This is a genomic window from Thermohalobaculum sediminis, assembly GCF_023487995.1.
GTDB lineage: Bacteria > Pseudomonadota > Alphaproteobacteria > Rhodobacterales > Rhodobacteraceae > Thermohalobaculum > Thermohalobaculum sediminis.
The window spans coordinates 302,154-326,885 of sequence record NZ_JAMFKN010000004.1 but is presented as its reverse complement, the minus strand read 5'-3'; the positions used below and the strand labels follow the sequence as shown (position 1 = coordinate 326,885).

General features: G+C 71.0%; 23 protein-coding genes and 1 tRNA gene. 12 read left to right on the top strand and 12 right to left on the bottom strand.

What is annotated here, in order from left to right; translation table 11 throughout:
- Window positions 1-75: 75 nt before the first annotated feature.
- Together M1105_RS11260 and M1105_RS11255 are read right to left on the bottom strand one after the other, a co-directional pair.
- Window positions 76-2,184, bottom strand: coding sequence for a hypothetical protein (locus M1105_RS11260; protein ID WP_249580462.1), 2,109 nt, complete (start codon window positions 2,182-2,184; stop codon window positions 76-78).
- 444 nt (window positions 2,185-2,628) lie between these two features.
- Window positions 2,629-3,363 carry a PRC-barrel domain-containing protein gene (locus M1105_RS11255; RefSeq protein WP_249580461.1) on the bottom strand — a complete coding sequence of 245 codons (735 nt, stop codon included), beginning with the start codon at window positions 3,361-3,363 and terminating at the stop codon, window positions 2,629-2,631.
- Between the two features lie 322 nt (window positions 3,364-3,685).
- Between M1105_RS11255 and M1105_RS11250 the strand changes: the two genes are divergently transcribed.
- From M1105_RS11250 to M1105_RS11240, 3 genes are read left to right on the top strand one after another with little or no spacing between them, the layout of a single operon-like run.
- A complete protein-coding gene (locus M1105_RS11250) occupies window positions 3,686-3,934 on the top strand; it encodes a hypothetical protein (RefSeq protein ID WP_249580460.1) in 249 nt (82 codons plus the stop codon).
- Between the two features lie 52 nt (window positions 3,935-3,986).
- A complete protein-coding gene (locus tag M1105_RS11245) occupies window positions 3,987-4,796 on the top strand; it encodes a response regulator (RefSeq protein WP_249580459.1) in 810 nt (269 codons plus the stop codon).
- A gap of 41 nt (window positions 4,797-4,837) precedes the next feature.
- Entirely contained in the window at window positions 4,838-6,748 is a 1,911-nt protein-coding gene (locus M1105_RS11240; RefSeq protein ID WP_249580458.1) for a sensor histidine kinase, read from the top strand.
- Between the two features lie 28 nt (window positions 6,749-6,776).
- Here the strand turns inward: M1105_RS11240 and M1105_RS11235 are convergent, their stop codons facing one another.
- Window positions 6,777-7,313, bottom strand: coding sequence for an RNA polymerase sigma factor (locus M1105_RS11235; RefSeq protein ID WP_249580457.1), 537 nt, complete (start codon window positions 7,311-7,313; stop codon window positions 6,777-6,779).
- Between the two features lie 408 nt (window positions 7,314-7,721).
- On the opposite strand from M1105_RS11235, the gene M1105_RS11230 reads away from it, so the two are divergent.
- Window positions 7,722-7,967 carry an EF-hand domain-containing protein gene (locus M1105_RS11230; protein ID WP_249580456.1) on the top strand — a complete coding sequence of 82 codons (246 nt, stop codon included), beginning with the start codon at window positions 7,722-7,724 and terminating at the stop codon, window positions 7,965-7,967.
- 474 nt (window positions 7,968-8,441) lie between these two features.
- On the opposite strand, the gene M1105_RS11225 is transcribed toward M1105_RS11230, so the two are convergent.
- Window positions 8,442-8,518: transfer RNA gene (locus tag M1105_RS11225), tRNA-Met, on the bottom strand.
- 333 nt (window positions 8,519-8,851) lie between these two features.
- Here M1105_RS11225 and M1105_RS11220 point away from each other — a divergent pair.
- Entirely contained in the window at window positions 8,852-9,808 is a 957-nt protein-coding gene (locus M1105_RS11220) for a hypothetical protein (RefSeq protein ID WP_249580455.1), read from the top strand.
- 266 nt (window positions 9,809-10,074) lie between these two features.
- Here the strand turns inward: M1105_RS11220 and M1105_RS11215 are convergent, their stop codons facing one another.
- Complete coding sequence (locus tag M1105_RS11215) at window positions 10,075-11,124, bottom strand: dipeptidase (protein ID WP_249580454.1); 1,050 nt, start codon at window positions 11,122-11,124, stop codon at window positions 10,075-10,077.
- Between the two features lie 92 nt (window positions 11,125-11,216).
- Window positions 11,217-11,612: a hypothetical protein gene (locus tag M1105_RS11210; RefSeq protein ID WP_249580453.1), complete on the bottom strand. Its 396-nt coding sequence runs from the start codon at window positions 11,610-11,612 to the stop codon at window positions 11,217-11,219.
- Between the two features lie 517 nt (window positions 11,613-12,129).
- Here M1105_RS11210 and M1105_RS11205 point away from each other — a divergent pair.
- Genes M1105_RS11205 through M1105_RS11195 form a run of 3 tightly spaced genes read left to right on the top strand, consistent with a single transcriptional unit; the run spans window position 12,130 to window position 15,170 of the window.
- Window positions 12,130-14,013 (top strand): ABC-F family ATP-binding cassette domain-containing protein, encoded by a 1,884-nt coding sequence (locus tag M1105_RS11205; protein ID WP_249580452.1) that lies wholly within the window; start codon window positions 12,130-12,132, stop codon window positions 14,011-14,013.
- 3 nt (window positions 14,014-14,016) lie between these two features.
- Window positions 14,017-14,658, top strand: coding sequence for a MarC family protein (locus tag M1105_RS11200; protein ID WP_249580451.1), 642 nt, complete (start codon window positions 14,017-14,019; stop codon window positions 14,656-14,658).
- Between the two features lie 56 nt (window positions 14,659-14,714).
- Window positions 14,715-15,170, top strand: coding sequence for a YaiI/YqxD family protein (locus M1105_RS11195; RefSeq protein ID WP_249580450.1), 456 nt, complete (start codon window positions 14,715-14,717; stop codon window positions 15,168-15,170).
- A 20-nt stretch (window positions 15,171-15,190) separates the two neighbouring features.
- Here M1105_RS11195 and M1105_RS11190 read toward each other — a convergent pair whose 3' ends face one another.
- From M1105_RS11190 to M1105_RS11180, 3 genes are all read right to left on the bottom strand, one after another.
- Window positions 15,191-15,841 carry an NUDIX hydrolase gene (locus tag M1105_RS11190; RefSeq protein WP_249580449.1) on the bottom strand — a complete coding sequence of 217 codons (651 nt, stop codon included), beginning with the start codon at window positions 15,839-15,841 and terminating at the stop codon, window positions 15,191-15,193.
- 77 nt (window positions 15,842-15,918) lie between these two features.
- Window positions 15,919-16,953, bottom strand: a complete 1,035-nt coding sequence (locus M1105_RS11185; protein WP_249580448.1) for a permease — start codon at window positions 16,951-16,953, stop codon at window positions 15,919-15,921.
- Window positions 16,954-17,008: 55 nt separating this feature from the next.
- Window positions 17,009-17,320, bottom strand: a complete 312-nt coding sequence (locus M1105_RS11180; RefSeq protein ID WP_249580447.1) for an ArsR/SmtB family transcription factor — start codon at window positions 17,318-17,320, stop codon at window positions 17,009-17,011.
- Window positions 17,321-17,539: 219 nt separating this feature from the next.
- Between M1105_RS11180 and M1105_RS11175 the strand changes: the two genes are divergently transcribed.
- The 4 genes from M1105_RS11175 to M1105_RS11160 are packed head-to-tail and all read left to right on the top strand — an operon-like array spanning window position 17,540 to window position 21,402.
- Window positions 17,540-18,403, top strand: a complete 864-nt coding sequence (locus M1105_RS11175; protein WP_249580446.1) for an FAD binding domain-containing protein — start codon at window positions 17,540-17,542, stop codon at window positions 18,401-18,403.
- Window positions 18,400-18,876, top strand: a complete 477-nt coding sequence (locus M1105_RS11170; RefSeq protein WP_249580445.1) for a (2Fe-2S)-binding protein — start codon at window positions 18,400-18,402, stop codon at window positions 18,874-18,876. Before M1105_RS11175 ends, M1105_RS11170 begins: the two co-directional genes overlap by 4 nt.
- Before the next feature lie 2 nt (window positions 18,877-18,878).
- A complete protein-coding gene (locus M1105_RS11165; protein ID WP_249580444.1) occupies window positions 18,879-21,146 on the top strand; it encodes a xanthine dehydrogenase family protein molybdopterin-binding subunit in 2,268 nt (755 codons plus the stop codon).
- 10 nt (window positions 21,147-21,156) lie between these two features.
- Complete coding sequence (locus tag M1105_RS11160; RefSeq protein WP_249580443.1) at window positions 21,157-21,402, top strand: MoaD/ThiS family protein; 246 nt, start codon at window positions 21,157-21,159, stop codon at window positions 21,400-21,402.
- A gap of 253 nt (window positions 21,403-21,655) precedes the next feature.
- Here M1105_RS11160 and M1105_RS11155 read toward each other — a convergent pair whose 3' ends face one another.
- From M1105_RS11155 to M1105_RS11145, 3 genes are all read right to left on the bottom strand, one after another.
- Window positions 21,656-22,687, bottom strand: coding sequence for a histone deacetylase family protein (locus M1105_RS11155; RefSeq protein ID WP_249580442.1), 1,032 nt, complete (start codon window positions 22,685-22,687; stop codon window positions 21,656-21,658).
- A gap of 247 nt (window positions 22,688-22,934) precedes the next feature.
- On the bottom strand, window positions 22,935-23,372 hold the full coding sequence (locus M1105_RS11150) for a hypothetical protein (protein WP_249580441.1): 438 nt from the start codon (window positions 23,370-23,372) through the stop codon (window positions 22,935-22,937).
- Window positions 23,373-23,465: 93 nt separating this feature from the next.
- Complete coding sequence (locus M1105_RS11145; RefSeq protein WP_249580440.1) at window positions 23,466-24,656, bottom strand: urate hydroxylase PuuD; 1,191 nt, start codon at window positions 24,654-24,656, stop codon at window positions 23,466-23,468.
- Window positions 24,657-24,732: the final 76 nt, after the last annotated feature.

Here is a 24,732-nt window from a genome sequence, read left to right as displayed (position 1 = left end):
GAAACCCGGCCCCCCGTGCGGGGGCCGGGCGATGGGGGCGAGCAAGGCCGCCCCGGTGCGGCTGATGCCGCGGGCTTAGTCGAGGCCGACGCTCGCGCCCGTGCTCACCGACGTCTCGGCCGAGCGGGTGCCGTCCTCGGCCACCTCGGCATCGGCCGCGGCCTCGGCATCCGCCGCGGCGTCGCCCCGCGACCGCGCGCTGGTGTTGGTCCGCGTGTCGGTCCGGGTCGTGCCGGGCGTGTCGAGCGCCATCGCCTGCGCCACCGCGTGCGAGACGGCCTGGGCCATGTCCTCGTCGCCGACGGTCTGCGCCTTCGAGATCGAATGGCTGATGCTCTTCGACATATGCGGCGTCGAGATCGCCTTGCTGCGCGACTTCGAGAAGGCGCGGCTACCGACGGTTTCCTCGTCGTCGCCGACCATCGCCTGGTCGTCATCGGCGGGCGCGGGCTCGCTCTCGTCGGCCGCGGCATCGTCGTCGTCGGCCGGGTCGACCGGGGCGCCGGTGGCGTTGGCGTCGGAATGCGTGCCTACGTCGACGCTCACGCCCGTCTCGCTGCGGGTGCCCTGCGCGGTCGCGCCGGCCGAGATGTCGGCCGAGGACGCGCCGTCGGCCGCCGCATCGGCGGTCGCATCGGCGTTGCCCGGCGTCCCGGTGTCGAGGCCGAGGCCGACCGAGGCGCCCGCCGTGCCCGAGACCGCGCCGGCTCCGTCGACCGCGCCCTCGGCATTTGCCGCGGCGGAGCCGGACTGCGTGCCGTCGAGGTCCGAGAGCGAGGCCGCCGCATCGGAGCCGAGGCCGAGTTCACCCGGGCCCGACAGGCCGCCCGCGGTGGCCGAGTTCGCCTCGGCCGCGTTCGCCTCGCCGATGCCGACGCTTGCGCCGGTGCTCGTGGCGCCCTCGGCCGTGCCTTCGCCATTGACCGAGGCGCCGGCCGCTGCATCCGAGGCCGCAGAGATGCCGCCATCGTCGCCGATCCCCGCGCTAGCACCGGCACCAGCCGTGCCGCCGATCGAACCCGGGCCATCGAGACCGGCCGAGACATCCGCAGCGCCGGCCGCCGAGCCGAAGCCGGCGTCATTGCCGAATTCGGCCCCCGCGGTCGCGCCGGCCGTCCCGGTCGCGGCGCCGTCACCCTCGACCGAGGCGCCGAACTCGGCGCCGGCTTCGGCGGAGGCACCGTCGTCGCCAAGACCCACGCTCGCGCCCGCGCCACTCGACGCGGCGGCCGAGCCCGGCCCCTCGACTCCGGCATCCGTGCTCGCGCCGGCATCCGCGGCCGCACCGCCAAGCGCGGCACCAGCCTCGGCGCCCGCGCTCACGCCAGCGCTGCCGTCACCATCGACACCGGCCGCGCCTGTGGCCGAGGCCTGACCGGTCGCGCCGTCGCCATCCGAGGCGACGCCCGCCGAGGCCGCCGAGCCGGCTGCCGCCGAGCCCGGACCATCGACCGAGGCGCCCGCCTCGGCGCCGCCCGAGGCCGAGACCCCGTCGCCCGAGACGCCCGCGCTCGACGACGTGTCCGCAGACGCGTCCGTTCCGCTGGCCGCGGCCGAGGAATCTGACGTCGCGCCGGCACTGCTGCCCGTGTCGCTGCTCGAAGCCTCGGCGCCGGCCGAGGACGAGGCACTGGCGGAACCGTCACCCGAGGCGCTGGCGGAAGCACCGGACGAGGCCGAGGCCGAGGCGCCGCCATCGCCCACACCGGCCGAGGCGTCGGAGCCGCCGCTGGCCGAGGCGCCATCGCTGTCACCGCCGGAATCGGCGCCAGCATCGGCGCCAGCATCGGCACCGGCGTCGCCGCCCGCGCTGGCACCCGAGTCGCCGCCGGCATCGGCGCCCGCGTCGGCACCGGCGTCGGCACCGGCACCACCACCGGAGTCCGCGCCGGCGTCAGCACCAGCGTCCGCGCCCGCGTCCGCGCCACCATCCGCACCGCCGTCGGAACCGCCGTCTGCGCCGCCATCGGCGCCACCATCGGCACCGCCATCGGCACCCCCGTCGCCGCCACCGTCGCCTCCATCGGCCTGGGCGAGGATGATCGGGGGTGCGCCGCCAGCCATCACCGCAGGCTGCGCGGTGAAGCCGCCTGCAAAGCCGCGATCGTTGACAAGCGGGAACGCATCGGCCCCGGCCGTGCCGATCAGGAGCCCGATCGCACTCGTGGCCGCCAGAAGCTGCATGCGTGATTTGCTCGAGCGCATTTTGGTGTCTCCATTCTGTGTCGTTGCATCAATTGCTGTCGCGCCGCGGTCCGCAGACCGGCGACGCATGGCCTCGCCGCGCCAAACACGGCGGCGTCAGGCATCGAGACAGACCGCGCGAACCCTGGGAAATTCCCATTCCTGCGAAAAAAAATCATTGTAATATTTTGAATTTCTTTGGATAATAAAAAATTTATCTCTATAATATGTAACATAAATTCATCATCTTAAATATTATCAACGCCATGTCGCGAAATATATTGAACGACTACATCGCTGGCGCAGGAAAACCTCGCGCCACCCGGCTTCCCGGAGCGACGGAACGACGATTGGCAGGACGTGCCGAGCGCGAAGCCCTGCACCCTCCCGGATCCCGCCAGGGGCGCTACGGGCGTGCCGTCGCGCCCCCGCAAGGTCGCGCCGTCACTCGGTCGCCGGCTGCTGCTGCGTCGTCGGACCGGCCCGTTGCTGAGCCTCCCGCTCGACGGCCTGGCGCGCCGCGTCTTCCTCGTCCGCGCGCCGCTGGTCATCGAGCGACACAAACTCCGGCGCGCGCTCGAGCTCGGCGAGGTTGATGTCGAGCATCACCGTCTTCTCCCCGGTGGGCGCCTCGACCATGCGGACGCGCGAGATGTCGATACCGACACGCTTCGCGCCGAACCCGAGGAAGCCACCGGCCGAAACGACGAGGCCGTCGAGCTGGTTCTCATCGTTCATCAGCACATCGTCGACCTTGCCAATCTGCCCGCCATCCATTCCGGTCACGCCGGCGCCCACCAGTTCCGAGACCGCGAAGGTCCCCTCCTCCTGGGCGATGATCTGGCCATCGAACGGCACGGGCTGCTCGTCCGGCTCTGCCGGCTCGGCCGGCGCGGCGATCCCCGCGGTGCCGGTATCGGGCGCGTCCCCGGTCGTCGGCATCCCGGCCGCGTCGTCACCTCCCGCCATGCCGGACGCGCCGTCCGTGCCCTCGTTGGCGGGCGGCTGAAGGGTGTCGGGCTCGACGCTCGGCGCCTGCTGCTGCGCCGCCGCCGGCAGCGCCAGCGCCAGCGCGATCGCGGTTACGCCCGCAAGGCACACAGCCCGCAGGGAGGAAATCTGCCTGTCCCCGTCCGGCGCTTGCAGACAGGGGTCATGCGCACCAATCAGACTGGTCATCTTCGCCTCCTTCCACGTGGCGGCCCTGGCGGCGAGCGCCGCTCGCGGACACCGCACGATTGGACGCCGCCCGTCGGGCGCGCTCGGGGCGCCTGCCCTCGGGGCGATGCTTCGACAAGTGAGACCGGGAAAGCCCGCCGGTTATTCCATCCAGCGCCGCAACGCCCGCTCGACGGCATGACGAAAAAAATTCTCGCCGGACGGGAATAGATCGCCCCTTACCCCGGTCTTCCGTGTCGAGAGGTCGGGAGGGAACGCGCCGCGCCCACGTTCCGGGTGCGGCCACAGCGGTGTGGGCGCTGGCCCGACACCGGACCCGGCCATGAAGGGTGGAAAGCACGTGAGGGCCAAGGACAGCAGGCACCCGGACCGTCCGCAGCGGCACGACCGCGCGGGGCCCGATCGCGCGGGCGGCCATGCGTTCGACCGCTGGCTCACACGCGAGCTTGCCGCGCTGCATGCGCAGGAGGCTTCCCGGCCCCTGCCCGACGAGATGACGGACCTTGCCGCCCGGCTGGAGGCGCGGCTCAAGGCCGCCCGGCCCGGCCAGGACGGCCCGCGCTCGAAATGACGCCGCGGGCGCACAGCCCGCGCTCCTGCCGCGCAACGAGGAGATCACACCCATGCCGAGCCCCGACGAACGCATCACCGCCCACATGCCGATGCTCAGGCGCTATGCGCGCTGCCTGACCGGCTCGCAGGAACGGGGCGATCGCTATGTGCGGGCCTGCCTCGAGGCGATCCTTGCCGAGCCGTCACTGATCGAAGCGGACGACGGCAACCTGCGGCTGGGGCTGTTCCGCGCCTTCCACGACCTGCTCGTCGGCCTGCTGGTGCCGCTCGACGCCGACACGACCGCGCCGCGCGCCGAGCTCGACAAGCTCGAGTCCCGCATCCTCGCTCTGCCCGAGGTCGAGCGCGAGGTCCTGCTGCTGCGCACGCTGTGCGACTTCTCGCTCGACGAGATCGGCACGATCCTGCGGCGGCCGGCCGGCGAGACGCGGGCCCTGCTCGCGCGGGCGCGCGACGACCTGCGGGCGCAGACCACGACCCGTGTGCTGATCATCGAGGACGAGCCGGTGATCGCCTTCGACCTCGCGGGCATCGTCAACGAGATGGGCCATTACGTGATCGGCATTGCCGACACGCGCGAACGCGCCGTCTCGCTTGCCGCCAACGCCCGTCCCGGCATCGTGCTCGCGGACATCCAGCTCAGGGACGGCAGCTCGGGCATCGACGCCGCCGCCGAGATCCGGCGATTCGCGGACGTGCCGGTGATCTTCGTGACCGCCTATCCCGAGCGCCTGCTGACCGGCGCGCGGGGCGAGCCGACCTACCTGATCACCAAGCCCTTCGACGCCGAGGTGCTGCAGGTGACCATCAGCCAGGCGCTCCTGCTCCACCCGGCGATGCCCGCGGCGGCGGCGGGCTAGCAGCACGGCAGCGGGCGGGCCAGGTACGGGGCAGAGCCGTCATGGCGCCAGGCTCGAGATTTCGCAGCGCGACCGAGACGCTTTCCGGGCGGCTCGCGCTGCTCTTTGCGGTGCTGGTCCTGCCACCGACCATCATGAGCCTGTGGCTCGCCTGGGATTCCTTTGTCGAGCAGAGCGCGCGGGCGCGGCTGCAGGTGCGCCAGTTCGCGACGCTCACCGCCACATACGAGAGCAAATTCTTCGACGACACCCGCAAGATCCTTCAGGCGGTCGGCGACGAACCCGACCTGCGCCAGTCTCGACCGACCTGCGCGGCGCTTCTGTCGGAGACGGTCGAGAACACGCCAGAGTTCGAATCATTGGGCTATTTCGCGCCGGACGGGCGGCTCCTGTGCGGCTCGGACGACGCGATCGGCAACGCCGCCAACCGCGCCTGGCTGCAACAGATCCGGCGCTATCGCAGCTTCGCCATCAGCGACTACACGGTGACGCCGACCTCGCCCTACCCGATCATCGTCGCGGCGCAGGCCGTCTACGGGGCCGCGGGCGAGTTGCAGGGCGTTCTCGCCGCGTCGATCCGGCTCTACTGGCTGTCGGCCTTCATCCGCGAGGTGAGCCTGCCCGCCGAGAGCGTCTTCTTCCTCGTCGACAGCAACGGCAACGTCCTCGCCGACCGCGCCGTCGTGCTGGCCCAGACCGCGCTGGGCCTGTCGGCCGACCCCGAGGCCGAGATCGCCGCGCTCGGCACGCTCGCCGCAGCCGTTGGCCCCAAGGCCGCGGCCGAGGTGCTCGGCAAGGGGCAGACCGATTTCGAGGCCGTGGGGCATGACGGCGTCCTTCGGGTGTTCTCGAGCGTGGTGCTGCCGCATGGCGACGTGACCATGCTCTACGGGATGCCCGCGACCAGTGCCGTGGGACTGCTCGAGCGGGATCTCATGCAGACGGTGCTCGGCCTCGCGGCGATCTGGTGCGCGGGCATCGGCGCGGCATGGTTCGGCACCCGCCATTTCGTGACGCGCTGGACCGGCCGCCTGCGCGACATCGCCCAGTCCTATGGCCGCGGCCACTACACCGAGACGCCCGACTTCTCGAAGGCCCCGCGCGAGCTGCGCGAGCTTGCCGCGACGCTGGCGCTGATGGCGCGCCGCATCGAGCTGCGCGAGGAGGAGCTGCGCTGCTCGCTCGAGCAGAAGAGCGTCCTGCTCAAGGAGGTCCACCACCGCGTCAAGAACAACCTGCAGATCGTCAGCAGCCTGCTCAACATCCGCCGCGGCGGCCTGACCGACAGCGCCGGCCGCGCCGCGCTCGACGAGGTCAAGGCGCAGGTGCGGGCGCTGGCGCTCGCCCACCGCCATCTCTACGAGAACGACGATGTCGGCCGCGTGAACCTTGCATCCTTCATGTCCGAACTCGGCCGGCGGACGCTCGCCGGCCTCTCGCAGCCGGGCCAGGACATCGCGCTCGAAATCGACATCCCCGAGGTGATGATGCCCACGGACAGGGTGATCCCGCTCGCGCTGCTGGTCAGTGAGGCAGTGACCAACGCACTCAAGCATGCCTTTCCGAGCGGACGTCCCGGACGCATCCGCATCGCCTTCGAGCGCAGCGCCTCTGGGACGGGGACCTTCGTCGTCGCCGACGACGGGGTGGGATTTGCGGCCCCTGCCGGGTCGACGCCGGAGGGGGCCGAACTCCGGGCGGGCGGCGGCCCCGGCCCCTCGGGGCTCGGCCTGCGGCTGATCGAGGCGCTCGCCCGCCAGGTCGACGGCGAGCTGAGCGTGTCGGGCGAGGGGGGCACGACAATCTCGGTGAGGATGTCGGCGGATGCCGAGCCGGGCGCTCATGCTTCCGCACGGGCATCCCCCGAGCCACTGCCGGGCACCACGCCCTCCCCGGCCCCCGGCGGGACCGCCCGGGCCGAGGTGCCGGCCGCGGCGCGTCGCGCCTCGTGACGGGCGCCGGGGCCGGCGCGGCCAGCGCTCAGGACCCAGCGCCCAGTTCCAGCGCCCCCTCCATGCCAAGCGTTGCGCGCAGCGCCGCCCGCGCCCGGTTGAGGCGCGACATGACCGTGCCGACCGGCAGATCCAGTGCCTCGGCCGCCTCGCGGTAGCTCATCCCCTCGACCGCCACCAGCAGGATCACCCGGCGATGTTCCTCGCTGAGGCACTGGATCGCATCGACCACCTGACGGCAGGCGATGCGGTCGACCTGCGGCAGTTCAACGGCAAGCAGCCGCGCCTCCTCGACCGGCACCGGGGTGCCGGCCGCCAGCCGCTGCTTCAGCGCGTCGTTTCGCGCATTGTGCAGGATGCGGAACAGGTATGCGCGCAGGTTGTCGATCCGGCTGGCGCCGTCGATGTAGAGAAGCGCGCGCTTCAGCGTCTCCTGCACCAGGTCGTCGGCATCGGCGGGCGAGCCGATCAGCACCCGGGCATAGCGGCGAAGCGCCCGGATATGATCGACAAGCTCGCGGCCATCGACCTCGCGCAGACCGGCCGGGCATTTCCCGTGCTCCACGGACCAAGCTCCCCTCGCTGTTGCGGATCATGCTCTCAAGCTGAACTCATGCGACGCCTGGCGATCGCCACCGGTCGGCGGATCCGACATGCCGTCGCGCGCCGCCGCCCGATCCGCGCCATTGAGCCGTCCACGCAAACGTCGCGAAGCCCGATGGCGCCGGGAGCGGCCGGCTCATGCGCTGCGCCATCGCGCCCGCATCCACGCCGATCCCGGGTAGTAAACGGTCGAGGGCGCGATTTCGTTGCCCAGCCCCGCGAGGATCCCGAGAGCCGCGCGGATTCCCGAGACGAGGGAATAATCCTCGGCTCGGGCGGTCCTTTCCTGCGGGACGGAAGCGATGCTGCGGGCTTTCGGATCGGACGACGATCTCCCCCCGGACCCAGCCGCAGCAAGGAGAAGACCGACATGATGGTGAAAAGGATCGCCGCCCTCGCGGCCGGCATCGGGGCGATCGCGGGCGTGGCCCTCGCCGCCTCGTTCGGCGACATCGACACGGACGCCGATGGCATGATCACGCAGGAGGAGTTCGCGGCCGCCTTCCCGGATGCGGGCGCCGAGATCTGGACGGCGACCGACGTCAACGCGGACGGCGTGGTGACCGAGGACGAACTCGCGGCCGCCGTCGAGTCCGGCGTGTTGCCCGAGGGCTGAGGCCTCGCCGCGCGCGCCCCCGCCACGGCCCCGTGGCGGGGGAAGCGGCGCGGGACGGCCGGGATCGGGCCGCGCCCCCCAACCGATCCCGCCACCGCGCAGGCGGTCGCCGTTGCCAGCCGCGGCAGTCCGCCGGGGCCGCCCGGCGCGCGGCGCGGGATGGGCACCCGTTGCCATTGCGCCCGTCGACGCCTTCGGGGCACCGCTGCGGCGACCGACGGCCCTTCGGCGACCGCCGACCAGATCCCCGTGCGATCCCGTTCGGCCTTCCCCCGTGCACCGGGGCGGCGCGAGCCATGCGACCGCCGCGCGCCGACGTCGAACACCCTCCCGAGCTCTCGCAGGTCCGCGAGGATCTCGCATCAATCTCCGGGGGTCGCCATGACCCCATGCGGACCGCCGTGCCAACGGCGGGCGCAGGGCTCGCGCCGACCGACGAAGCCCGGGGACCATGGGATTTTCATGGAAGACGCCTGGTAGCGAGGGAGGGACTCGAACCCTCGACCTCAGGATTATGAGTCCTGCGCTCTAACCAGCTGAGCTACCTCGCCAAGGCGAGCGCCTGATTACGGCGCACCGCCTGCCCCGTCAAGACGCGAGTTTGGACGCCCGGCGGCATCCTCGCGCGCGGTCGAGCTATGATCCGCATCGGGCCTGCGCGCGGGTGCCGCAGCACGCAAGATGATGACAGTGCGGCGCTTTCAAGGTATTCAACTTATAGTTGTGACCTTCCGCGTAGTCCAACTTTGCCGCGAGCGGGCCGTCGGGCGTTTGATGCGCGCAGGGTCATCGTGAAGGTGTGGGCGCATTTTGTGCCTCAATTTCAGGGGAGAGCGTAGGACACGGCTGTAACACTTGGAGTGCTGGATTCTGGCTCGGCCATCATGACCGATGGCGACTGGAACGGATCGCCGAACAATTATTTCACCAACCCGGTGACGCCCGAAATCGAAAACGACACGATCGACGTCTTGGACTCGATCGAGCTGGACATCGATCTGTCGGCCTACGATCTTTCAGCGTCGGCGAGCAGTCAGATCCAGTTGGATCTCGAGGTGATCGGCGACCACAACGATCCCGACGGCGAGACGCTGACGATCGAGACGGTCATCAACGAGGGAGAGCTCGACGAGGCAACCCTGGATACTTCGGTCCTGTTTAACACCTCGGCGACCGAAAGCTTCTGGTCGGGCGAGGTGGGGCCCACGACCACCGGCGCGCAGCCGGCACAGGGCAATCTCTACATCATCGACAGCGACGGGGTCGAGATCCGCTCGACGCTTCCGCCGGGTCAGAGCGGGGGTCTCGACAGCTTCAGCGACGACACCGTGAACGACATCATCGACGAGACAGCCGAACTCTTCAGCGAGGATGGGGAATCAGCCAGCCTGTCGACCACGATCTCGGCTGCCGGGGTAGACACGATCACGCTGAATCTGCAGATCCCGACCGAAAACTCGCCCGACGACGGCGTCGACATCTCGCAGACCTCAGCCACCGCCAGCCTTGTCGTCGACTTCGACAGCACCAAGGACATCTCGAACATGGTGTTCTACTTCAGCGACGGGGACGGCGGCTGCCTCAAGCTGAAGATCGACGATTTCGACGAATTCTGGGAGAACCTCAACCCGGGCTACGACTCGACCTCGACCTTCGACATGATGATTGACGACGCCACGCTGAAGGCGCTGTTCAACGAGTTCTTCGGCGACGCGCTCGACGCCAAGTACGATCTCGGCGGCGACGCCGGATGGGAGGACGACTGGGAGTTCGCCGGATTCTCGACCAAGGCGGGCGCCAACTTCGATCTCGAATACACCAACGACCAGCTGAAGAAGTAGGCGAACGGCGAGGGCCAGTATATCGGTCTCGAAAGCCTTGCCGAGGACTGCTACGGCAAGAAGCACAAGGTTGCCTTCTCGATCGACGCGGCCGAGTACAACGACGGCACGGGGATGTGGGAAAGCAACATCGACGACCTGTTCGCCTGAGCTCTTTGCTCACGGCCCCGGCATCAGCGCCGCGCCCCCCCGGGGCGCGGCGTTTTTCATGGTTTCGGACAGGACGCAAGCGGCGCGGGGCGCTCCGCCCCAAGCTGCCGCAAGCCTCAGCCGATCGTGCGCGCCAGCACGTCGAGCCAGTTGTCGCGGCAGATACGGTTGATCAGCGGCTCGCCGTAGCCCGACTGGCGCATGGCCGCCACCAGCCGCGGCAGCCCCGTGACATCGCCGATCTCGCGCGGCAGCTCGCAGCCGTCGAAGTCCGAGCCCAGCGCCACGCCCCCCTCGCCCAGCCGCTCGACCAGGTGGTCGAGATGGCGCAGCATCGTGGTGATCGGCGTGTCGTGGTCCAGCCGGCAGTCCTCGCGCAAGAAGGCCACGTGGAAATTGAGCCCCACCAGCCCCCCCGACTCCCGGATCGCGTCGAGCTGGCGGTCGGTGAGGTTCCGCGCGCTGGGCGAGATCGCATGCGCGTTGGAATGCGAGGCCACCAGGGGCTTGGTGGCGATCCGGGCGACGTCCCAGAACCCGGCCTCGGTCAGGTGCGAGAGGTCCACCAGGATCCCCAGCTTCTCGCAGGCGCGCACCAGGATCTCGCCCATTTCGGTCAGGCCTTCGCCGGGTTCGAGGACCGGCTGGCACTCCATCGGCGCGCCATGGCCGAAGGCATTGGGCCGAGACCAGACCAGTCCCAGCGACCGCAGCCCGGCGGCATAAAGCACCTCGAGCGCGTTGAGGCCGGGGTCGATGCACTCGGCCCCCTCGATATGCGGCACCATCGCAAGGCGTCCCTCGGCCATCGCCGCACGCACCGCCGCCACGTCGGTGCAGATGGCAAGATCCCCCGGCCGCTCGCGCGCCAGGCGCCGCAGCCGGGCGAACATCGCCAGCGTGAAGTCGAGCGCGTCGCGCTGGTCCACCGGCGCGAAGTTCAGCGGGTCGTCGCGGTCATAAGGCTGGTCCAGCGCATTGACGCGCGAGGGCGTGTAGATCGCGAACAGGCCGCCGGCAAAGCCCGCCTCGCGCGCCCGCGGCAGGTCGATGTCGAGGCTCGGCTCGCCCGCGCCGAAATCGCGCACGCGGCCAAGCCGCTCGGCGATCTCGAGCTTCAGGAGCGTGTCGTTGTGCCCGTCGAAAACCGCCACCTGCCCGCCCATTCCCCGCCTCCCCTGCCGCGTCGCGGGCACACCCTCGGGCCTTCGCGGGTTCGATGCAAGGGGCTCGACAGCCCCGCCCGCCGCGCGCCCCGCTAAGATTGCCTTAACCATATCCCGCCTAGCCTCCGGCCGTTCGCGTGCCAGAGGTCGGGATGTCGCGTAGCCTGCGCCTGATCGCCACCCTGTGCGGGGGGCTCGTCCTTGCCATCCCGCCGGGCGCGGCCGGGGGCGCATGGACGCGCGAGCCAGGCCGCGGCCAGATCGTCATGTCGTCGGGCCGCAAGGTCGCCCCGATCGGCGCCTTCGCCGGCGGCGCGCCGCGCAGTGACGACAGCTTCACGCAGATCCATGTCGAGATCGGGCTCGTCGAGACGCTGACCCTCGGGACCGATCTCTATGCCGAGTTCTCGGCCGTCGACCTGACCGACGCCACGCTCAGCGGCGGCCTCGTGCTGCGCCAGCGCCTCTACCGCGACGACCGGGGCCATGTCGTGTCGGTCGAGCTGGGCGGCTCGCTGCCGGCCGAGCGGCTGGTGTCGCGCGACCTCGCCGCCTCGAACCCCGGCTCGACGCCGGAGATCGGCTTCCGCGCGCTCCACGGCAAGGGCTGGTGGGGCGACTGGGGCAGCGCATGGCTGGCGAGCGCCGCCGGCTGGACCTGGCGCAGCGAGGGCACGGCCGACGAGATCCGGGCCGAGCTGTCGGGCGGCTATCGCCCCGCGTCCTGCTGCCTTGCCATGCTTGGCCTCTACGCCACCGCGCCCCTGTCGGGCGACGATGATGCGAGCCTGCGGATCGCCCCTTCGGTCGGCTACACCTTCTGGCCCGAGATCCCGCGCAACGGCAAGAAGCCCGAGGGGCCGGTGAACGTCAAGACGCTCCAGGTCGGCCTCAGCTACGACCTCATCGCCCCCCTCGGACGGGCTTGGCTTCCAGATCTCGTGGTGGCGCCCGTTCTGAGGCGCGCTGGACGCGCCGCGCCGGCTCTGCTAGGCGCCTCTGACCATGCTCACGATCGACGATCTCGGCTTCTCGATGGCGGGAGTGCCCCTGTTCGACGGGGCCTCGGCGCGCGTGCCCGCGGGCGCGCGGGTGGGCCTCGTCGGCCGCAACGGCACCGGCAAGACGACGCTGTTCCGCCTGATCCGGGGCGAGCTTGCGCCCGATGCCGGCACCATCACCCTGCCCCCGCGCGCGCGCATTGGCGGCGTGGCGCAGGAGGCGCCGGGCGACGCGCGCAGCCTGATCGACACCGTTCTCGCCGCCGACACCGAGCGCGCGGCGCTGACGGCCGAGGCCGAGACCGCCACCGACCCCGCCCGAATCGCCGAGATCCAGACGCGGCTCGCCGACATCGGCGCCCATTCGGCCGAGGCCCGCGCAGCCTCGATCCTCGCGGGGCTCGGCTTCGACCATGCCGCGCAGGCCCGCCCCTCGGCCGAGTTCTCGGGCGGCTGGCGGATGCGCGTGGCACTCGCGGCGGTGCTGTTCTCGGCGCCCGACCTTCTGCTCCTTGACGAGCCCACCAACTATCTCGATCTCGAAGGCGCGATCTGGCTGGAGAGCTACCTCGCCCGCTACCCCTACACGATGCTGCTGATCAGCCACGACCGGGGCCTGCTCAACCGCGCGGTGGACCAGATCCTGCACCTGCACAACCGCAGCCTCACGCTCTATGGCGGGGGCTACGACAGCTTCGACCGCGTGCGGCGCGAGAAGCTGGCATTGCAGTCCGCGATGGCCAAGAAGCAGGAGGCCCGGCGCGCCCACCTGCAAAGCTTCGTCGACCGCTTCCGCTACAAGGCGTCGAAGGCGCGCCAGGCCCAGGCGCGCATCAAGATGATCGAGAAGATGGAGCCCATCGCCGCCGAGATCGACGGCGGCGTCGCCCCCATCCGCCTGCCCGACCCCGAGGACCTGCCGCCGCCATTGATGCTGATCGAGAACGCCGCCGCCGGCTATGACGGCCGAACGGTGCTGTCGCGCATCGACCTTCGTATCGACCAGGACGACCGCATTGCGCTCCTCGGTGCGAACGGGCAGGGAAAATCGACGCTGGCGAAGCTTATCGCCGGGCGGCTCGCGCCGCTCGCGGGCCGGCGGCAGGTCTCGGGCAAGCTCAGGATCGGCTATTTCGCCCAGCACCAGCAGGACGAGTTGGTGCCGCATGAAAGCCCGCTCGACCACATCCGCCGCCTGCGGCCGGACGAGCCGCCCGCCAAGCTGCGCGCCCGCCTCGCCTCGGGCGGCATCGGGGGGGACATCGCGACCAACCCGGTCGCCTCGCTCTCGGGCGGGCAGAAGGCGCGGCTCCTGCTCGCGCTCGCGGCCATCGACGCGCCGCACCTGATGATCCTCGACGAGCCCACCAACCATCTCGACATCGAAAGCCGGCACGCGCTGGTCGAGGCGCTGAACGACTACACCGGCGCGGTGATCCTGATCACCCATGACGCGCATCTGGTGGAACTCGCCGCCGACCGGCTGTGGCTGGTGCGCGACGGGCGCGTCGCGGCCTATGACGGCGACATGGAGGATTATCGCCGGCTGCTGCTCGGGCGCGGCGACGGGGCCGGCAACGGGGCCGGCCCGGCACCCGCCCAGCCCCGGGCTGCGCGCCAGTCCAAGGCCGATGCGCGCAAGGCCCTTGCCCCACTGCGGTCGGAACTCCGCGCCTGCGAGGAGCGCATCGAGAAGATCGAGGCGATGCTGGCGAAGATCGACGAGCGGCTCGCCGACCCCGCGCTCTATGAGGGGCCCGCCGACAGGATCGAGGCGCTCCAGATCAAGCGCGCCGAGATCGTGGAGGCCCAGGCCCGGGCCGAGGCGCTGTGGCTGGCAGCGGGCGAGCGGCTCGAGGCCGCCGAGGCCGAAGCGGTGGAGGGCTGAGCCATGGACGCCGCGATGCTCGACGCCGCGATCAACGCCCTCGTCACGCTCCTGGTGGTGATCGACCCGATCGGGCTTGCGCCGATCTTCCTCGCGCTGACGGCGGGCACGGCGGCGGCGGCGCGGCGGCGCCTTGCGGTGCGTGGCATCGTGATCGCCGCGGCGGTGCTGCTGGTCTTCGCGCTGGCGGGCGACGCGGTGCTTTCGTTCATCGGCATCTCGATGCCCGCCTTCCGCATCGCCGGGGGCCTTCTGCTGTTCCTCACCGCACTCGACATGCTGTTCGAGCGGCGCACCGAGCGCCGCGAGAAGCAGGGCCACGAGGCCGAGGCGACGGCGACCGATCCCTCGGTGTTCCCGCTCGCCACCCCCCTTATCGCGGGCCCCGGCGCCATCGCGACCGTCATCCTGCTGATGGGCCAGCACGAGGGGAACATCGCCGGCCAGGCCATGGTGCTGGGCGTGCTGGCGCTGGTGCTGGGGCTCACGCTGGTCTCGCTCCTGATGTGCGGGGTGCTGGAGCGCGCGCTCAGACGCACCGGCGTGCTGGTGGTGACGCGGCTTCTGGGGATGCTGCTGGCCGCGCTCTCGGTGCAGTTCGTGCTCGACGGGCTCGCGGCCTACGGGATGATCGCCGGGCGCTGAGGCCGGGCGCCGCTCGGCGCTTCCCCGCGACGCCGGGCCGCGCTATGCCTCGTGCCATGACAACGCTCTACATCGACGCCGACGCCTGCCCGGTAAAGGACGAGGCGCTGAGGGTGGCCGAGCGCCACGCCGTCCCGGTCGTCGTCGTCTCGAATGGCGGCATCCGGCCCAGCCCGCACCCGCTGGTCTCGACCGTCATCGTCCCCGAGGGCCCCGACGAGGCCGACCGCTGGATCGCCGAACGCGCGGGGCCGGGCGACGTGGTGGTGACCGGCGACATCCCGCTCGCGGCCCGGGTGCTCGAGGGCGGCGCCGCCGCGATCCGCCACAATGGCGAGGTGTTCACCCGTGCCAATATCGGCGCCCAGCTCGCCATGCGGGACCTGATGGCCGACCTCCGCGCCGCCAATCCGCTGGGCGCGGGCGGCGGCGGCAAGGGCTTCGGCAAGGCCGACCGATCGCGCTTTCTCGACGCGCTGGAGCGCGTGCTGCGCGCCGCCTTGCGCGGCTGACCGGCACGCGCAGGGCGCGCTCAGCGCCGGGCAAAGGCCGGCTCGCCGAACCGAACCACCCGGCTCGGCCGGCCCAACAGCGCCACCTCGCGGAACTGGTCGAGGATCGCCGCCGTGGGCGCGAACAGATCGTGCCCCAGCGCCGGAATGAACAGCGAGAACACCCCCGGCGCGTCTTCGTCACCGGCCGCGATTCCGCGATTGCCGCCCCGCCCGCGCCCGGCGAACAGGTCCCCCAGCGGGATCCGGTGCACCGCCGCGATCTCGTCCGGCGCCGGGCGCAGCGTCGGGGCCGCCCTGAGCCAGACCACGAAGGGACGGATCACATAGCCCGCCCGCGTTGGCAGATCGTCGAGCGCGCCGAGGATGTCGCCCGGCCGCGCCTCGACGCCCAGTTCCTCGGCCAGTTCCCGCAGCGCCGCGTCCACGGCGCTCTCGCCCGGATCGAGCTTTCCCCCCGGCAGAGCGTATTGGCCGGAATGGGCCCTCAGCCGCGGCGCCCGCAGCGTCAGCAGAAGCTCCGAGCCGCCGCCCGCGCCCGGCACCAGCACCACCGAGACGGCGGCGGGCTTCAGCCCCTCGGCCTCGCAGTCCTCGCGCGGATGGTGCTTCAGGTGCAGCGTCAGCAGCGCCCGCAGGGCCGAGTCGTGGGCGAGGGTCGGCGTGGACATCGGGGTGCGGGCTCCTTCCGCGTGCGGGGCCGAGGGCTCGCGGCACCCTGCGCCATCCGCCCATCCACCCGCAATCCTCACTGCACCGCCTGGAAGATCAGCCCCGCCATGAGCGAGCCCGATAGTGCGAAGCCCAGATAGAGGGCGAAGACCGGCCGCTTGACCAGCGCGAACACCGCGATCGCCGCCGGCAGCGACGACACGCCCCCGGCCACCAGGAATGCAAGCCCCGCCCCTGGAGCCATGCCCTGCGTCATCAGCCCCGACACCAGCGGCAGCGCGGCATAGCCGTTGAGATAGGCCGGCACGCCCACCAGCGTCGCGATGACGATGGGCAGCACGCCCTCGCCGCCCACCGCCGCCGCGACCGTCTCGGCCGGCAGCCAGACCAGCATCAGGCTCTCGAGCAGAAAGGCGAGCATGAGCCATTTTGTCAGGAACAGCGTGGCCTTCAGCGCCTCGGCACGGAACTTCGCGACCCGGGCGGGCTCGTGCCAGAACGCCCAGACGGGCGGCTTAGGGTTGCGCATCTTCGCGCCGCCGCAGCCGCCATTGCCCACGCCCGGCCGCAGCGGGTCGGCCAGGAACCCCGCGCGCGACAGCCACAGCGTGCCGAAGCCCCCGAACAGCCCCAGCCCCACCGCTGCCAGCGTCTTGGCCACTGCGAACTCGGTCCCGATCGTGCCCGCGGTCAGCACGAACTGCGCGGGGTCGATCACCGGCGAGGCCAGCCAGAACGCCATCACCGGCGCCAGCGGCACGCCCATCGCCATGAGCGCCGCGATCAGCGGAATGACCCCACAGGAGCAGAAGGGCGACAGCCCCCCGAACAGAGCCGCCAGCACAACCATGCCCGCGATGCGCCCCGAGAACGCCTTGGCCACCAGCGCATCCGCGCCCGTCGCCCCCGCATAGGCCGCGATCGCGATCGAGGCCACAAGATACGGCGCGGTCGAGGCGAGCGCCTCGAGCGCGAACACCGCGCTCGCCTGCGCCTGCACCGGGTCGACCAGCGCCAGCGCCGCGAGGATGGCGAGGATCGCGGCCCAGACCCGGTCCAGCCGCAGGCCGGAGGGCAGGAGGCGGCGAAGCTGTGCGGCGAGGGCAGTCATGACCAAACTCCTAGAATTGTAGTTTCGTTTATCCGCGAAAAAACCCCAGTGCGCATCACGCGGCATCCTCCCGCGCGAGGCGGACGCCCATGCAGCATTCCGCGGTCACGAACCCCAGAACCCGGCGCATCGCGTCGAAATCGGCGCGGTTGATCACCTCGCGGCCCTGCCGCTCCTGCGTGACCAGCCCCGCTGCCACCAGCGCGCCGAGGTGATGCGCCAGCGTCGAGGGCGCAAGGCCCAGATGCCGCCCCACCTCGCCGATGTTGAGCCCGTCGGGCCCGGCACGCACCAGCAGACGGAAGATGCCCAGCCGGGCCTCGTGCCCAAGCGCGGCCAACGCCGCTGCAACCTGTGATTCGTTCATGGCCCTCAACGTAACTATATTTCTAGTTTTGTAAAGAGGTCGCCAGGCTACCCCACCGGGGTGGTTGAAATGCGTCCTGCGGCGCGGCACAACTGTCGGCGGGCGGCTTGGCGCGATGCATGGCGCGCGTCTAGAGTCCACGCATGCACACTGCCTGCGGACGGCCCCGCCCGGCGCGCGCCGGGGGCCGGGACGCGGCGAAATACCGGAGGAGCCCGAATGCGTTTCGAGGTTGCGACAAGCGTCGCGGATGCCGTCCGCCTGCTGGCGGCCGAGCCCGGCACGGCCCGCGTGCTGGCGGGGGGCACGGACGTGCTGGTGCAGCTCAGGTCCGGCATGGTCGAGCCCGCGCTGGTCGTGGACATCAAGCGCATCGCGGGGATGCGCGACATCGTGGCCGAGGCCGGGGGCTTCCGCATCGGCGCCGCCGTCTCGGGGGCCGAACTGGGCGAGCATGCGGGCGTGCGCGCGATGTGGCCCGGCGTGGTCGAGGCGATGGAGCTGATCGGCTCGACGCAGGTCCAGGGCCGCGCGACGCTCGCGGGGAACCTCTGCAACGCCTCTCCCGCCGCCGACTCGGTCCCGGCCATGGTCGCGGCCGAAGCGGTCGCAAGGGTGGCGGGACCGGACGGCGAGCGCGACGTGCCGGTGGCCGCCATTCCCTCGGGCCCCGGCAGGACGACGCTGGCGCGGGGCGAGTTCATCACCTCGATCTTCCTGCCCGCCCGCCCGGCACGATCCTCGGACGCCTATCTGCGCTTCATCCCGCGCACCGAGATGGACATCGCGGTCTGCTCGGCCGGCGTCAGCCTGACCCTCGGCGCCGACGGCACCTGCACCGCGGCACGCGTGGCGCTGGGGGCGGTCGCGCCCACGGTGGTCCTGGTGCCCGAGGCGGGCGCGGCGCTGGTCGGCACGACGCTGGGGACCGAGGCGCTCGACGCGCTGGCCGCCGCCTGCGCGGCCGCCGCGAAGCCGATCGACGACAAGCGCGGAACGGTCGCGTTCCGCAAGAAGGTGGCGGGCGTGCTGGCCCGCCGCGCCACAATCATCGCAGCAGAACGCGCGAGGGCCGAAGCATGAGCCGCATCCACGTCAACACCACCGTCAACGGCGATGCGGTGGACTTCCTGTGCGAGCCGGATGAGACGCTGCTCGACGCGCTCAGAAACCGCCTCGGGCTCACCGGCTCGAAGGAGGGGTGCGGGACTGGCGACTGTGGCGCCTGCTCGGTCACGCTGGACGGGCGGCTGGTCTGTTCCTGCCTCGTGCTCGCCGCCGAGGCCGAGGGCCGCGCGGTCGGCACCATCGAGGGCATGGCCGAGGGCGAGGCGCTGCACCCGCTGCAGCAGAAGTTCATCGAGCACGCGGCTCTGCAATGCGGCGTCTGCACCCCGGGCATCCTGGTGGCCGCCAAGGCGTTGCTCGAGAAGAACCCCGACCCCACCGAGACCGAGGTGCGCTACTGGCTGGCAGGGAACCTGTGCCGCTGCACAGGCTATGACAAGATCATCCGCGCGGTGATGGACACCGCCGCCGACCTCAGGAGGGCGTGAGCATGGCACTCGACAAGCAGACCGCCGCGAAGCGCGAGTTCAAGGTCGTCGGCACCCGCCCGCTGCGGCCCGACGGGGTGGACAAGGTCACGGGCAAGGCGCTCTACGGCGCCGACCTCACCGCGCCGGGCATGCTGGTGGCGAGGATCCTCCGCAGCCCGCACGCCCATGCCCGCATCCGCGCCATCGACACCTCGGCGGCCGAGGCAGCGCCGGGCGTCAAGGCGGTCGTGACCGCCGCCGACTTCGGCGCACCGGCCGACGAGGCGGTGCGCGACGTTCTGGTGAACTGCATGGCGCACGACAAGGCGCTCTATGACGGTCACGCGGTCGCCGCGGTCGCCGCGATCAGCGAGGCGGCGGCCAAGGCCGCGCTGAAGCTCATCAAGGTCGATTACGAGGTCCTGCCCCACGTCACCGACGTGGACGCGGCGATGAAGCCAGGCGCCCCGGTCATCCAGCCCGGCCGGCAAGCCGAGACGGTGGGTACCGAAGTCTCGGAGAACGTCACCCATTACTGCGAGTTCGGCCATGGCGATCTCGAGGCCGGTTTCGCGAAGGCCGACCACGTGATCGAGCGCAGCTTCAAGACCGAGGCCACGCATCAGGGCTATATCGAGCCGCATGCCTGCCTCGCCTCCTTCGCCTCGGACGGCAAGGCGGACCTGTGGTGCTGCACGCAGGGGCAGTACATGGTACGCAACCTCTGCTCGCAGATCATGGGGATGGAGGCGAGCCAGCTTCGCGTGACGCCCTCGGAAATCGGCGGCGGATTTGGCGGCAAGACCACGGTCTTCATCGAACCCGTCGCGCTGATGCTGGCAAAGAAGTCGGGCCGACCCGTCAAGATCGTGATGAGCCGCTCCGAGGTGCTGCGCGCGACCGGGCCCACCTGCTCGTCCTCGATGGGCGTCAAGATCGGCATGACGAAGGACGGGCGCATCACCGCGGGCCACGCGAAGCTGCGCTATCAGGGCGGCGCATTCCCGTGCGGGACGGTCGAGTTCGGGGCGATGGCTGCCTTCGCGGCCTATGACCTCGACGCGGTCAGGACCGAGGGCTGGAACGCCATGACGAACCGGCCGAAGCAGGCCGCCTACCGCGCGCCCGGCGCGCCGATGTCGATCTATGGCGTCGAGAGCGTGGTGGACGAGTTGTGCCAGCATTTCGGGCTCGACCCGCTCGACGTGCGGCTGAAGAACGCCGCCAAGGCCGGCACCAAGGCGTCCTACGGCGTCACCTTCACCGATATCGGCCTCTCGGCCTGCCTCGCGAAGGCCAAGGCGCATCCCCACTACACGGCGCCGCTAAAACCCGGACAGGGGCGGGGCGTGAGCTGCGGCTTCTGGTTCAACTTCGGCGGCGACACCTGCGTCACGCTGAACGTGAACTCGGACGGCACCGTCAGCGTAACCGAGGGCAACCCGGACATCGGCGGCTCGCGCGCCTCGATCGGCATGATGGCGGCCGAGGAACTCGGCGTGACCTTCGACAAGGTGCGCACCCAGGTCGTGGACACCGCCTCGCTGGGCTACAACGAGGTGACCGACGGCAGCCGCGTGACCTTCGCGGTGGGGCTTGCCACCATCAAGGCCGCGCAGGCAGCCAAGAAGGTCATGTGCCAGCGCGCCGCGAAGATCTGGGGCATCGACGAGGAAGCAGTGGTCTGGGAGGACGGCGCGGCCCGTCCCTCGGGCCCCAATGCCGGGCAGTTCCCGCCGATGACGCTGGCCGAGATCGCGGCCGTGTCGTCGCAGACCGGCGGGCCGATCGCGGGGCATCACGAGGTCAATGCCGACGGCGCGGGCGTGAGCTTCGGCGTGCATCTCGTGGATGTCGAGGTCGACCCCGAGACCGGCGCCACCAAGGTGCTGCGCTACACCGTGTTCCAGGATGCGGGGAAGGCCGTGCACCCCTCGTATGTCGAAGGCCAGATGCAGGGTGGTGCTGCGCAGGGCATCGGCTGGGCGCTGAACGAGGAATACATTTATGGTGACGACGGGAAGCTGCAGAACCCGGGCTTCCTCGACTATCGCGTGCCGGTGGCCTCGGACCTGCCGATGATCGACACGGTGATCCTCGAGATCCCGAACCCCGGCCACCCCTACGGCGTGCGGGGCGTGGGCGAGACCTCGATCGTGCCGCCGCTCGCGGCCATCGCGAATGCGGTGAGCCGGGCCGCGGGGGTGCGCCTCACGTCGCTGCCGATGTCACCGCCGCGCATCCTCGCCGCGCTCGATGCCGCGCACCCGGCGGCGGCGGCCGAGTAACGGGGCGCGGGTGGTCAAGGTCGCGATCTGGGGCTCGCTGCGCGGCTTCACGGAAGGCCGCGCCGAGGTCGAGGTCGAGGCCGCGACCACCAAGGAGATGCTCGACAAGCTGGCGGAGGCCTATCCGGGCCTGCGCCCCCAGATCGAGCGGGGCGTCTCGGTCGCGGTGGACGGGCTGGTCTACAAGGAGGCATGGTTCACCCCGCTCAGGCCCGACAGCGAGGTGGTGCTGATGCCGCTGATGGTGGGGGGCTGAGGGCGGGGCTTCGGGCTCGACCCCGGGGCGCCGAGAAACCTCGCTCGCCGAACGGCCTTGCGCTTGCCGCAAGGCACCCGTTCGCCGAGCCATATCCTCTGCCGGCGCCTGACCCGGGGCCTCTTGCCGCCGCCTCCACCCTGCCCCGGCCCTGAGCCGGGACCTTGCGGGGTTCGGGAAGGAGGCCCCGGGTGAAGCCCGGGGCCCCGGCATCCTGTCAAGCGCAAGTCGAATCGAGGTTGGTGCGGCGCCGTCACGCCCCCTCGAAGCCGCTCAGCACGTTGACGGTGTTGATGCCGACCTCGGCCACCGCATAGCCGCCTTCCATCACGAACAGCGTGGGCAGGCCCAGCCGGGCGATCCGCGCGCCATAGCGGGTGAAGTCGCCCGATCCCAGCTTGAAGAAGCTGATCGGGTCTTTCTCGAAGGTGTCCACCCCCAGAGAAACGACCAGAGCATCCGGCCCGAATGCCGCGATCCGCCCGCAGGCGTCTTCGAGCGCTTCCGACCAGCGGGCGAAGTCGCAGCCCGGCGGCAGCGCGTAGTTGACGTTGAACCCCTCGCCCGCCCCCTCGCCCGTCTCGTCGGCGCCGCCGAGGTAATAGGGAAAGGCGAATTTCGGGTCGCCATGGAGCGACAGGAACAGCACGTCGGCCCGGTCGTAGAAGATCGCCTGCGTCCCATTGCCATGGTGGAAATCGACGTCGAGGATGGCGACCCGCGCCGCGCCCTGATCGCGGAACGCCTGCGCCGCGATGGCGGCGTTGTTGAGGAAGCAGTAGCCGCCATACATGTCCTGCGCCGCGTGGTGGCCGGGCGGGCGGCACAGCGCGAAGGCCGCGCGCTCGCCGCCCGCCACGATCGCCTGCGCGGTCAGCGCCACGTCGGCGGCTGCCTGCGCCGCCTCCCACGTTCCACCCGAGATCGAGGTCTCGCCCGCGAGAGCGTAATACCCAAGCCGGCCGTCGATCTCGTCCGGCACCACCATGCGCGGCATGCGTCGCGAGGGCCACGAGGTCGGCATTGACTCGCCCTTGTAGCCCGCGGCCCGCCAGTCGTCCCAGGCGGTGGCGAGAAACCGCACCAGCCCCGCGTCATGGATCCGCAGGACCGGGTCGAGCCCGAAGGCGCGCGGCTCATCGACCGGGCCAAGCCCGGTCTCGCGGATGCGCGCGAGAATGTGCTCGACGCGCTCGGGGCATTCGAAGGGGCGGACGAGCTGGCCACCATAGAGTTCGGTCTGCGAGGCCCTCAGGCGGTGCTTCTCGGTATGGATGGTGCGCATCGGTCCTCCCTCGGTCATCTCCCGGTGACACGCGTCAGGGCGCGGCCCTCGACGCGGGCACGCGGATCACATCGGCATCAGCTTGCGGGGCACGCGGCGCGCGCGGCGGGCTTCGTCCGGCCGGCGGGGGCCGGGGAACGACATTCCTCGCCGGTGCGGATCATGGCGGGGGTCCTCCTGCGGATGCCGCTCAGCCTTGCGTCGCATGGCGGGGCCCGTAAAGGGGAATCTGCGTGCCGCGCGGGCGTCAGGGCCGCGCCGGACAGGGCGGCGCGCCGGGTGCCGTCAGCGGTGCCGTGGCGCGCGCGCCGGCCGTGGCGGTGCTGCCGAACAGGGGCACATCCGGCATCGGCGTGTCGTGCGGCACGTACTCGACGCGGTCGTCGAAGATGCGGATCTGCACCTCGTCGCGCTCGACCCGTCGCAGGGTCGGCGGATCGGCGCGCTCGACCGAGCCGTCGGGCAGCATTACCGCGAGCTCGAGCAGCTGCTGCGTCGGTGCGCCCAGCTTGATCTGGTCGGGCCGCTCGCAGCGGTCGAAGGTAATCCTGCGATAGGCCGAGCCGTCCGCGCGGTAGCCAAGCTCGACGCGCCGACCGGTAAAGAGGCGGATGTCGGTGCCGTTTGGCGACGCGCATCCGGCGAGCGTCCCCAGCACCAGCCAACCCATCACGATGCAACGCATCCAACACCCCATGCGACCACCAGGCCCGCGCCCCGTCACGCCATCTAATGCGACGGCGGCGGGCGACGCGAGTCCCGTGCTGTCGCGCCCCGCTCAATCGGGCGTGCCGGCCTCGATCCAGGCGCCCAGGCGGCCGCGCTCGGCCGCGGTCATGCCGGTCGGGTTGCCCAGCGGCATGGCCTCGCTGAGGACGGCCTGGGCACGGACCTTGGCCGCATGGCGGCGCAGGTCGCCGAGGGTTTCGAGCGTGATGCCGGCCGGGGCCTCGTCGAAGCCCTCGGCGATGGGACGCGAGGCGTGGCAGGCGGTGCAGTGGGACTGCGCGATCGCCATTGCCTCGGCGCCGGTCACCGCGCCCTCGACGGCCACGCGGTCGGGCCGCCACGCCGAGAACGCCGCGAGCCCCACGACGAGCAGCCCCGCGACCGGCCATTGCCAGCGGATCGCCGCCCCCGTCGCGCCCGCCTCGTAGCGGTTGAACCAGTCGCGCACCACGGCCCCCAGCACCAGCACGCCCGCGACGATGGCGGGCGCATGGGGATGCCCGAAGGTGAAGGGGTAGTGGTTCGAGATCATCAGGAACACGACCGGCAGCGTGAGATAGTTGTTGTGCGTCGAGCGCAGCTTCGCGATCGCGCCATAGGCTGGGTCGGGCACGCGCCGGCCCTTGAGATCGGCGACCACGATCTGCTGGTTCGGGATGATGACGAGAAAGACATTGGCCGACATGATCGTCGCGATGACGGCGCCGACATGAAGGAACGCCGCGCGGGCCGAGAACACCTGCCCATAGGCCCAGGCCAGCGCGACGAGCGCGGCGAACAGCAGTCCGAAGACCAGGACCGGGCGGGCGCTGAGCCGGCTGCGGCAAAGCCGGTCGTAGACCACCCACCCGGCGGCAAGCGAGGCGACCGAGAGGATGACCGCCTGCCATGGCGCGAGGTCGGCCACCGTCGGGTCGATCAGCAGGCTCGACGCCCCCCAGTAATAGGTGACGGCCATGAGCCCGAAGCCGGTCATCCAGGTCGAATAGCTCTCCCACTTGAACCAGTGGAGGTCGTCGGGCATCGCCTCGGGCGCCACCATGTACTTGCGGGTGTGGTAGAAGCCGCCGCCATGGACGGTCCAGTTCTCGCCCTTGATCCCCGGCTCCATACCCTCGCGGCGCCGCAGTGTCGCGTCGAGCCACATGAAGTAGAAGGACGAGCCGATCCAGCTGATCGCCGCAACGATATGCGCCCAGCGCAGGATCAGGCCCAGCCAGTCGATCAGCACGCCGCCCATGCCATCCGCTCCCCCTTGGCGCGGTGTCGCCCGCAGGATCTTCTTGCGCGCGCGGCGCGGGGTCTGTCCATATCGA